Source organism: Mycolicibacterium peregrinum (assembly GCF_001665625.1).
Taxonomy (GTDB): Bacteria; Actinomycetota; Actinomycetes; order Mycobacteriales; family Mycobacteriaceae; genus Mycobacterium; species Mycobacterium peregrinum_B.
Map to the genome: position 1 here is coordinate 1 of NZ_LZSY01000013.1, position 10,242 is coordinate 10,242.

Annotated in this window: 8 protein-coding genes and 1 pseudogene; 5 read left to right on the forward strand and 4 right to left on the reverse strand. The window is 65.5% G+C overall.

The features are described 5' to 3' along the window. A pseudogene (locus A5779_RS01360) lies at window positions 1-307 on the forward strand (glyoxalase III HchA); the annotation flags it as partial. Window positions 308-325: 18 nt separating this feature from the next. Here the strand turns inward: A5779_RS01360 and A5779_RS01365 are convergent. Genes A5779_RS01365 through A5779_RS01375 form a run of 3 tightly spaced genes read right to left on the reverse strand, consistent with a single transcriptional unit; the run spans window position 326 to window position 4,054 of the window. Beyond that, window positions 326-745 (reverse strand): hypothetical protein, encoded by a 420-nt coding sequence (locus A5779_RS01365; protein WP_064878194.1) that lies wholly within the window; start codon window positions 743-745, stop codon window positions 326-328. 1 nt (window position 746) lies between these two features. After that, a complete protein-coding gene (locus tag A5779_RS01370; RefSeq protein WP_174554250.1) occupies window positions 747-3,593 on the reverse strand; it encodes an MMPL/RND family transporter in 2,847 nt (948 codons plus the stop codon). After that, window positions 3,590-4,054: an MmpS family transport accessory protein gene (locus tag A5779_RS01375; RefSeq protein WP_236734611.1), complete on the reverse strand. Its 465-nt coding sequence runs from the start codon at window positions 4,052-4,054 to the stop codon at window positions 3,590-3,592. The genes A5779_RS01370 and A5779_RS01375 overlap by 4 nt, the downstream gene beginning before the upstream one ends. 227 nt (window positions 4,055-4,281) lie before the next feature. On the opposite strand from A5779_RS01375, the gene A5779_RS01380 reads away from it, so the two are divergent. From A5779_RS01380 to A5779_RS33940, 3 genes are all read left to right on the forward strand, one after another. Continuing rightward, window positions 4,282-4,752 carry a MarR family transcriptional regulator gene (locus A5779_RS01380; protein ID WP_110776784.1) on the forward strand — a complete coding sequence of 157 codons (471 nt, stop codon included), beginning with the start codon at window positions 4,282-4,284 and terminating at the stop codon, window positions 4,750-4,752. A gap of 133 nt (window positions 4,753-4,885) precedes the next feature. Next, entirely contained in the window at window positions 4,886-5,347 is a 462-nt protein-coding gene (locus A5779_RS01385) for an SRPBCC family protein (protein WP_064878204.1), read from the forward strand. A 222-nt stretch (window positions 5,348-5,569) separates the two neighbouring features. Continuing rightward, entirely contained in the window at window positions 5,570-7,783 is a 2,214-nt protein-coding gene (locus A5779_RS33940; RefSeq protein WP_165609728.1) for an FIVAR domain-containing protein, read from the forward strand. Window positions 7,784-7,802: 19 nt separating this feature from the next. Here A5779_RS33940 and A5779_RS01395 read toward each other — a convergent pair whose 3' ends face one another. After that, window positions 7,803-8,381, reverse strand: a complete 579-nt coding sequence (locus A5779_RS01395) for a TetR/AcrR family transcriptional regulator (RefSeq protein ID WP_236734612.1) — start codon at window positions 8,379-8,381, stop codon at window positions 7,803-7,805. Window positions 8,382-8,451: 70 nt separating this feature from the next. Here A5779_RS01395 and A5779_RS01400 point away from each other — a divergent pair. Beyond that, the coding region (locus A5779_RS01400; protein ID WP_207549009.1) for an arabinosyltransferase domain-containing protein at window positions 8,452-10,242 on the forward strand (1,791 nt) is incomplete at its 3' end.

Below are 10,242 nucleotides of genomic sequence, written 5' to 3' on the forward strand. Positions count from 1 at the left end.
GGCCAGCAGCGCCGCCGGCCTCGACAAAGCACAGTCACCGTTCGCCGGGTACTCGGTGTGCGTGTTCCCCGACTCGCTCGACGAAGGCCCCAACATCGAGATCGGCTATCTTCCGGGGCGCCTGCAGTGGCTCGTCGCCGACCTGCTCGCCAAGCAGGGACTGACCATCGTCAACGACGACATGGCCGGCACCGTGCATCAAGACCGCCGCCTGCTCACCGGCGACAGCCCGCTGGCCTCTGATGCGCTGGGCAAACTGGCCGTCAACTGCCTGCTCGACGCACTCGGGCGGGAGCACGAGGCCTGAGCGCATTGGACGGCTCGATCACGGGAGTCGCCGCTTCAGGCGCGCACTTCTGAGGATCTGCATCGCCATGTTGGTCGAGGTGAGCATCGGGAAGACGCCGAGAAATGTGCGCTCCGACGGGGTACGTCCGTGCAGCTGTTCGAGGCTGCCGAAGACGTAGAAGCATCCGATGCAGAACAGCGTGGCGGGTACCGCGAGCGCCAGGATGCTGCCACGGTCGGCGAGGACCTGTCGCGCGAGTGCCAGTTCCTCGTCCGAGAGCGCCTCGCGTTTACGAACCTTGCGCAACGTGGCGGACAGGGTGCCGACGGCGAGCTTCGACGTGACGTGGGAGTGGCCTCTCATCCGCCGGGTGAAGACGAAGGCCACGACGGCGAACACCCAGATCAGCGCAAAGGAAACGATCGACAGGATGCCGTACAGAGTCGACGTCGTCATGTCAGGCCTCCGTCCGCTGCCGTTGCGGCACTGGTTGCCGCTGTCGTAGCGGTCGCTGCCGGATGAAGGTCGGCCACCAGAACCACGGACCGAGGAAACGCAGCAGACACGGCACCACGAACGAGCGCACGACGAGCGTGTCGAGCAGCAGGCCGATACACACCGTCGAGCCCACCTGACCGATGGTGCGCAGATCGCTGATCAGCATGGCCAGCATGGTGAACGCGAACACCAGGCCGGCCGAGGTCACCACGCCGCCGGTGCTGCCCAGGGCGCGGATCAGCCCGGTGTTCAGCCCCGCACCCGACTCCTCCTTGACCCGGGAGATCAGCAGCAGGTTGTAGTCCGAGCCGACCGCGACCAGGATGATGAAGGTCAGCGGCAGCACCAGCCAGTGCAGGTGCAGACCGATCAGGTGCTGCCACACCAGGATCGACAGTCCGAAAGCGCCCGCGTACGAGAATGCCACCGTGCCGGGAATGACCATGGCCGCGACCAGGCTCCGGGTCAGATACAGCATGATGAGGAAGATCAGCACGAACGCAGCGATCGCCACGATGAGCAGATCGGACGCGGCATAGGCCTTGATGTCCTTGTTGTTCGACCCCGCGCCGCCGATGTAGATCTTGGAGCCCGCCAGCGAGGTTTCTTTGAGCGCCGCCTTGATCGCGTCGGGGAACTGTTCGACGTGGTCGATCCCTTCCGGCCCCATGGCATTTCCTTCATGGGTGACGATGAACCGGGCGGCCTTGCCGTCCGGCGACATCATCAATTGCATGCCGGTCTTGACGTCCTCATTGTCGAACGCTTCCCTGGGGATGTAGAAGAAGTCGTCGCTGCGGGATTGGTCGAAGTCGTTGCCCACGTTGATCAGGTCGTAGTACGTCTGGTCGGTCTGGGTGGACTGCAGATGCGCCGGACCGTAGTTGTTGGTGATGACTCCCAGCAGGGACCGGCTGTCAGCCATCATCCGCTCCAGCTGCGAGATCATCTGCGGCAGCAACCGGTCGATGGCCTCGAACGACGTGACGGCGTCAGCGATCTGGGCGTCGAGGCTGTCGATCCCGTCGAGCGAGTCGAACAGCGAGCGCATCGCCCAGCACGCCGGAATGTCGAAACAGTGCGGCTCCCAGTAGAAGTAGTTCTTCAAGGGTCGCAGGAAATCGTCGAGGTTGGAGATCCCGGCGTTCATGTCGTCGGTGACCTGTTTGAGGTTCTCCAAAGTGAGCACCGTGGAATGCAGTTCGTCGGCCATCTGCTGGGTCAGCCCGATCACCTTCTGCAGCACCTCGACAGAACGCGCCTGGATCTCGGCCTGTTTGTCGGTGTTCTCGTTCTGCCGCTCGGTAAATGGTAGTTGCTGACCGCTGCCACTGCCCTGGGTGGTGAACAGGTAGGGAATCGTGGCGTGCTCGAGCGGCCGGCCCAATGGCCGGGTGATGCTCTGCACCATGGCGACACCGGGGAGCCGGATCAGGCTCTTGGCGACCCGGTCCAATGAGATGAAGTCGGCCGAGTTGCGCATGTCGTGGTCACTTTCGACCATCAGCATCTCGCTGAACAGCTTGCTCTGCGAGAAGTGCCGATCGGAGGCCTCGAAGCCGAGATTGGCTGCGCCATCGGCAGGTTGGTAGGCACGATCGTCGTAGCTGACCTTGAACGTGGGCACGAAAACCGCACCGATCATCACGACGGCGGTGCTTGCGACGAAGACGGGTTTGGGCCATCGCACGACGCTCGTCGCGATCCGCCGGTACAGATGCCCCTTGGACATGCGCTTGGGATCGAACAATCCGAACAGACTGCCGAGCGTGAGCAGTGCCGGTGCGAGTGTCAGCGCCGCGGCGATGGTGAACAGCATGCTGATGGCGACTGCTGGTCCCATCGTGTGGAAGTAGTCCAGCCGGGCCAGGCTCAGGCAGTAGCACGCACCGGCGATCGTCAGCCCGGAGCCGATGATGATCGGCGCGACGCTGCGGTAGGCGGTGTAGAAGGCGTCTTCGCGGCTCTCGCCGTCCTGGCGGGCCTCTTGATACCGCCCCATCAGGAAGATGCCGTAGTCGGTTCCCGCCCCCAATGTCAGTGCCACCACGATGTTCACCGCGAACGACGACAGCGGGATGACGCCGAAGTGTCCGAGCGTCGCGATGACGCCCTTGGCGACAAGCATTTCGATCAGCACGCTGACCAGCGGCACCAGCACATTGGCCAACGACCGGTAGACCACCAGCAGCATGATCACGATCAGGATGATCGTGAGGATCGTGATGTTGTTGAGGCTCGAGTTGGCGATGGTCAGCGTGTCCGATGCCAGCGGGGCGGCACCGCTCACGTAGACCTTGAGCCCCGGCGGCGGGGTGTCGCCGGCGATGATGTCCCTGACCGCGTTCACCGACTCGTTCGCCTGGAGCTGGCCGATGTTCCCGGCCAACCGCAACAGCACGAAAGTCGCCTTGCCGTCGACACTTTGGGCCCCGGCCGCGGTGATCGGTTTGCCCCACAGGTCCATCACGTACTGCACGTGCTCCGGATCCTGCTTCAGCCGGTTCATCAGGTCGTCGTAGTACCGGTGATCACCGTCGTCGAGGGGGCGGTCGGCCTCGAACACCAGCATGGTGAGGCTGGTGGAGGTGGATTCCTGAAACTTCTCCCCGATCCGGAGCATCGCGACCTGTGACGGCGCGTAGCTCGGGATCATCGAGCCCGCCAGCTGTTCGGCGACGTGCTCGACCTGCGGGATGAAGGTGTTGGTGGTGACGGCCAGCAGCGCCCAGAACACGATGATCGGCACTGCCAGGACCCGCACGGTCCGCGCGACGAATGGGCGGTTCGCCCGATGAGTGCTCATGCGGACTTGACCCGGCAGGTGACGTCGGCTTCGGCATGGGTGGACGACTGTTCATCGCGCACAACGCCGTTGACCAACATTCGGCACCCAACCTCGCCGCCATTGACCTGCACGGAGATGCTGCCGGAGACCACGGTGAGGGTCGACGTCTCGGTGTGCGTCCAGGGCAGCTCCGTGACATCGACCTTGTGCGGATGCCCGTCGATGTCGACATAGCTCAGCATCCCGCCGTCACCGACGGAACCGAACACCTCGTAGGTGAGCTGCTTGGGCGTGAACTGCTCGGGCGCCTGCGCGGCGAGGACGGTGGGCACCGGTCCGGGTTCCGACATCTGGTGCACCTTCCAGACGCCCAACGCTCCCACGCCCAACGCGATGACCGTGACGACCGGAAGCCATCCGTTCTGCAGGAGCGTTCGGTTTCGTCGTCTGCGGCCGTCCGCAGGCTGCTCCCCGATCATGACCGACAGATATATCGCATACAGGATGCACTTCTCAAGCCGTTCGCTCGCGACCGCCGGGCATTCACAGCAGATTGGCAGCCAAGCAACGAAGGCGATGTACGCGATTTACCACGCACTGATCCGTGCGCAACCGCAGATGACCGCCCCACCCCGGCGTCCGCGTCACCGGCATCCAGTCGCACCGCTTTCGGCCTATTACTTCCCATGACTGATATAAATGAGCCGTGAGCAGCGCACCGTTCGGCAGCAACGTGGAAGCCGTCTCGTCGATGCTCGTGGCGAGCGCCGACCTCATGTGGCGGCATCTCGCCGATCGCAAAGGCTTGAGCGCGAGCGCGACGCTCGTCCTCGTCCGACTCAACCGCGAGGGTCCGATGCGGGTCACCGCACTCGCCGAGGCCGAGGGCGCGAGCCAGTCGGGCATGACCCAACTGGTCCAGCGCCTCGAACAGCAAGGCCTGCTGGAGCGGTGCAGCGACCCCGACGACGGGCGGGCCTGCCTCGTCAAGGTCAGCGAGGGCGGCCAACGCCTGTGGGAAGAGCGGGCGGTTCTGCGCAAGCAACGCATCGCCGAACTGTTGGCGGGGTTGTCCGACGACGACCAGATGGCGCTGTGGCTCGCCGCCCAGGTGACAGGACGGCTGGTCGACCAGATGCGCGAGATCGCCGACACCCGGGCGAGCACCGATGCGTAGGGTGTCTCGGGAAGCACTCACCTCTCGACGATCACACGGCCGCCAGGGGCCACGAACCCCGGAAAACCCGTAGTCCCCGTCCGCGCCGGTGTTACGTTGACGCCACTGCCCCGAGGAGGCGGACGCCATGTCCATGGAAGGCTCAGCAACCGTACGCATGTCCGCGCCGGCGGACCGCATCTGGAATCTCATCGCCGACGTACGCAACACCGGGAAGTTCTCGCCCGAGGTGATGGAAGCCGAATGGCTCGGCGGTGCCACCGGCCCCGCCCTCGGGGCGCGGTTCCGGGGACACGTCAAACGAAACGAGATCGGTCCGGTCTACTGGACGACGTGCGAGGTGACGGCCTGCGACCCCGGGCGGGAGTTCGGCTTCGCCGTCCTGGTGGGCGACCGAGCGGTGAACAACTGGCACTACCGGCTGGAACCGGCCGGAACCGAGACCGATGTCACCGAGTCCTTCCGGATGACGCCGGGAGCCTTCACCACCGTGTTCTCGATGCTCGGCGGACAGCTCCGCACGCGCCGGAACATCCGCGACATGCGCAAGACTCTCGAGCGGATCAAGGCTGTCGTGGAGACCGGCGAGCAATAGCCGGGTATACCGCCTTCCTGTGAATCCCTGTGCGACAGCTATGCGTTGATGAGAATTCCGCCGCGACGCCGGCGTCCGCGGTGGGAATAAATAGAATTTAGTTGCACTTAGCAGTTGTGGTAAGCATTAAGTACCGGGCAGCACGTGAGCTCCGGGACATCTGGATCCGCGCGGTCGGGAGCGGCGCGATCACGGCCATCGGCCGTAGTTGAGGAGTTCGACATGACGATCCTCGGGCCCCGACTGGTCCCCGAGAATGTTGTGGAGTATGCCGAGCCTGTGCCGAGATGGCGAAGGTTCGTGCCCCGTTCTCGCCGAGGCAAGGCCACCGTTGCCGCCGCCATGGCCGGCGTGCTCGTGGCGGGTCTACTCGGCGCGGCGTACGAGACCTCACCTGGTGGTTCCCTGTGGGGCGTCACGCGGACGGTATTTCCGGGACACGCCCAAGACGTCGCCCTGACCGCTGTCGTAGCTGACCTGAAGAAGGCTCAGGACATTCTCGGCAGCGGGGAGCAACCCACCGCCGATCAGCTGACCGACGCCCGCACCGCGCTCAATCAAGCCAAGCAGGACCTTGACTACCTGTCGCCGTCACCTGAGCGCACCAGTCTGCAGAATCTCTATCTTCAACTGACACAACAACTTCTGCAGTACACACCCGATTCGGTGCTTCGACTCGCGCCGTTGCCCGCCCCGCCTCCAGAGCCTCCGGCGGCCGTCCCGGCCGACCCGCAGCAGGACGCTGTGGCACTGACCAGCGCGTCCGCACCGACCTGGGGATATGACGCGTCCGACGACTACGTCCCGGCGCCGCCCGGTGTTCCGGATTCCCCGATGGCCGATTGGCCGCAGCCCATCGATCCGCCGTCGACGCCCAACCTCGGAAACCTGGGCTACTACGACCAATCCTGGGGTCAGCTCTACGGCTACAACCCGGGCGGTTGGTACAACTACGACCTCGGTGGCTACAACCAATACGGTTACGACTTCATCGGTTATGACCGGTGGGGATATGACCGGTGGGGCTACGACCGGTGGGGATACGACCGCTGGGGCTACAACTGGGCCGGCTACAACTGGGCGGGCTACGACCGCCACGGCTGGGACCGCAATGGCCGCAACGAATGGGGGCAACACCGCGACCGCCCACGCGACCCGCGCAACCAGCGATGGTACGACCATCACCATCCCTACCAGCAGTACTACGAGTGGAAGTTCCGGATCTACAACCCGGTGTATCGCCGCGCGCAGTGGGACCGGGCCCACGGATTCAACCCGCACCGGTATCAGAACTGGAACATGAACCGGGACTGGCACCACCCGCGCAACCGCGATTGGGCGCCACCGGCGATCAGGGTGAACACAACGGTCAACATCCACGTCTCGGCCCCGGTGGTGAACCTCAATGCCTCACTGACACAGTTCATCTCCAACGACAAGGCGACCCGTACCTCCGGGCATCTGATGAAAGACCTCGCGGACAAGTCCCCGCGCAACTTCGCCAGGGACCTCACCCCGCGGACCAATTCCTTTGTCGGGTGGCAGCTGCCGTCGGGACTCGGCCAACGATCCGATACGCCCAAGGAAAACCACCGATCGTCGTCTGAACCGCCGGAATCAACCGCTCCGCCTGCCTTGGCGGCCCCCGCACCGGCGGCGCCGCCGTCGAAGGTGTCACCCACATTCACTGCGCCCAAGCTGTCGCCGGTGCCCGCCTACACGCCACCGACGGTCGACAAACCACGCGAAAAGCCGGAGACCGCACCGGCACCGGAGAAGGACCTGAATCTTTCGCCGGAGCTACCGGCGACACCACCGCGGGCCGACCGGCCGAATCCGGCCGATGCGACGTCGCCGGGTGACCAACCGGAACCGGCGAGCCCACCCAACCCTGCACTCGATCGTCCCCATGAAATCCCGGGGCCGCGCCAGACCGCTCCTGAGCCGCAGGCGCCGGCATCCGAGGGGCCGGCAGCGCCCCCGGAGTCACCGAGACAACAGGAACGTCCGCAGCAACGGAATGCACCCGAAGAGCCTCCCGTGCAGCGTGATCCGGCTCCCAAGGTCCAGGTCCCTGAGCCCGAGGCGCCGGCCCCCAAGACCCAGGCTCCTGTTCGCGAGGAACCGGTGTGGCAGGAACCCGCACCCGCGCCCGCACCCGAACGCGAGGCACCCAAGGAGGCCCCGGCACCCAGGTACCAGGCCCCCGAGCGCCAGGCCCCCGTCTGGCAGGAACCCGCTCAGCAGGCACCTCCGCAAGAGGCACCCGCCCGGCAACGACCTGCGCGGGAGGCACCGGCCCGACAGGAACCACCGGCCCGCGAGGCTCCGGCCCCACGGCAGGCTCCTCAGCAGCGTTCGGAGCAGCCGCGATCGGAGCCCTCGTCACCGAAGGGTCCGAAGTGCCCACCGCCGATGTGCTCGGGGCGCGGGTAACCGACAAGCTGTTGTCGACCTAGAAAGGCGCGAGCAGGAATTCGTCGACGAACCTGGCGAACGTCTCGTCGACGAAGGTCGGGTCGGGTGCGGTGAAGTATTCGATGATGAAACCCTGGAAAGCTGCCAGCGCGATGCGCGAACGGGTCTCCGCGACGTGTGCGGGCATTCCGAGCGCAAGAAGGCGCGCCTTGGAGTTGCGCGTCAACAGCGACAGGGTGTCCCAGGTGTATTCGCGGTAGGGACTGTCGACACCACACGCGGCGCCGAAGATCTGCAGCACCACACGCAAGCTGTCGCGACGCTCACCGCGCGTGCACTCATACCAGTCTTCGAAGCACCATTCGCGGTGCGCCGCAATCGACTCCGGCAGATCCAGATCCTCGGTCTCCGGTATCGCCGCCCGCTGCTGGCGGTTCAGCACTTCGAGCATGAGTTGCTCTTTGGTGCCGAAGTAATACACCAGCATCCGAGCACTGGTCTCCATCTGGGAGGCGAGCTCACGCAGCGAAGTGTCGACGACCCCGGTGCGCGCCAAAATAGCGCCCGCAGTGGCCAATAGCGCTTCACGTTTGTCGCGGTCGAACGGTCGCGGCACACTTGACTGTAACACTTGCTTCAGATACTGATGATGCGATGCGTGCGAACACGAGGGCGAGGGACACTCGGTGAGCCTGGTCGAGGACGTCGCCTCGGCACCCGGAAACGGACTCTCCGAAGCGCCGGCACCACCACGCCGTCGGCCGTTGCCGGTGACCCGATGGGTCGCCATCATCGCGGGGCTGGTGGGGTTCGTGGCCAGCGCGCTGATCCCCGTGTTGCCGGTGGTGCAGACCACCGCGTCGCTGCAGTGGCCACAGGACGGGCGCCTGGGTAATGTGACCGCGCCGCTGATCGCACTGGCCCCGGAGTCGTTGGAAGCGTCGGTGCCCTGCAGCGTGTTTCGCGAGATGCCTGCCTCGGGCGGAGTGGTGTTGAGCACGGCGCCGGCAGCCGGCAAGCAGGCGATGCTCAACGGACTCTTCGTCACGGCCGGTACCCAACGCGTCGATGTGATCGCCCGCAATGTGGTGGTCCTCAGCGTGCCGCGCAGCCGGATGAGCGACCCGCAGTGCCAGCGGCTGGCGCTGTCCTCCTCGACGGCAGGTACCTTCGCCGCAGTCGAAGGACTGAACGATCCGGCCACCGGCGGGCCGTTGCGCGGCGGTTTCGGTGATCCGAACCTGCGGCCCCAGATCGTCGGGTTGTTCACCGACCTGAGCGGCCCTGCCCCGGCCGGGCTGTCGTTCGCCGCGACCATCGACACCCGATACACCAGCTCCCCGTCGCCGCTGAAAACTGCGGCGATGGTCGCCGGCATCCTCGGCACGATGGTCGCGCTGTTGGCGCTGTGGCGACTTGACCGCCTCGACGGTCGGCGCGCGCAGCGTCTCATCCCGACCCGTTGGCGCACCTTCACCGCGGTGGACGCCACCGTCATCGTGATATCGGTGGTCTGGTTTGTCGCCGGCGCCGGATCCTCCGATGACGGTTACCAATTCGGCATGGCCAACACCTCCAGTCACGCCGGCTACATGGCCAACTACTTCCGCTGGTACGGGAGCCCCGAAGATCCCTTCGGCTGGTACTACGAGCTGATCGCGGCGATGACCCACGTCAGTCATGCCAGTCTCTGGTTGCGTCTGCCGGACTTGGTCTGCGCGCTGGTGTGTTGGCTGCTGCTCTCCCGGGAAGTTCTGCCCCGGCTCGGACGGGCGGTGGTGCGAAACCGCGCCGCGGTGTGGACGGCGGCGCTGGTGTTCATCGCGGCGTGGATGCCGTTCAACAACGGGTTGCGGCCCGAAGGCCAGATCGCCACCGGCGCCCTCATCACCTATGTCCTTGTCGAGCGCGCCATTGCGACACGCCGCGCCACACCGGTCGGGCTGGCGATCGTGGTGGCCGCGTTCACCCTCGGCATCCAGCCCACCGGGATCATCGCCGTCGCGGTCCTGCTGGCCGGTGGGCGCCCGATCGTGCGGATCATCGTCACTCGCGCGAAATCGGTGGGGATCTGGCCGGTGCTGCTACCCCTGGCCGCAGCCGGGTTTGTGGTCCTGACGGTGATCTTCGCCGACCAGACCCTGGCAGCGGTACGCGAAGCCACCGCGGTGCGCACCGCGATCGGACCCGCGCAGCCCTGGTACACCGAGAACCTGCGCTACTTCTATCTGTTCCTGCCGACCACCGACGCCGCCTTGTCCCGCCGCTTCGGGATCCTCATCACCATCGCGTGCCTGTTCGCCTCCATGCTGCTGTTGTTGCGCCGCAAGCGAATACCCGGAATCGCCGTCGGACCGGTGTGGCGGTTGATGGGGGTCATCTTCGCCACCGTCTTCCTGTTGACGTTCGCCCCGACCAAGTGGATCCACCATTTCGGGCTGTTCGCCGCCGCCGGCGCCGCGATGGCAGCGGTGACC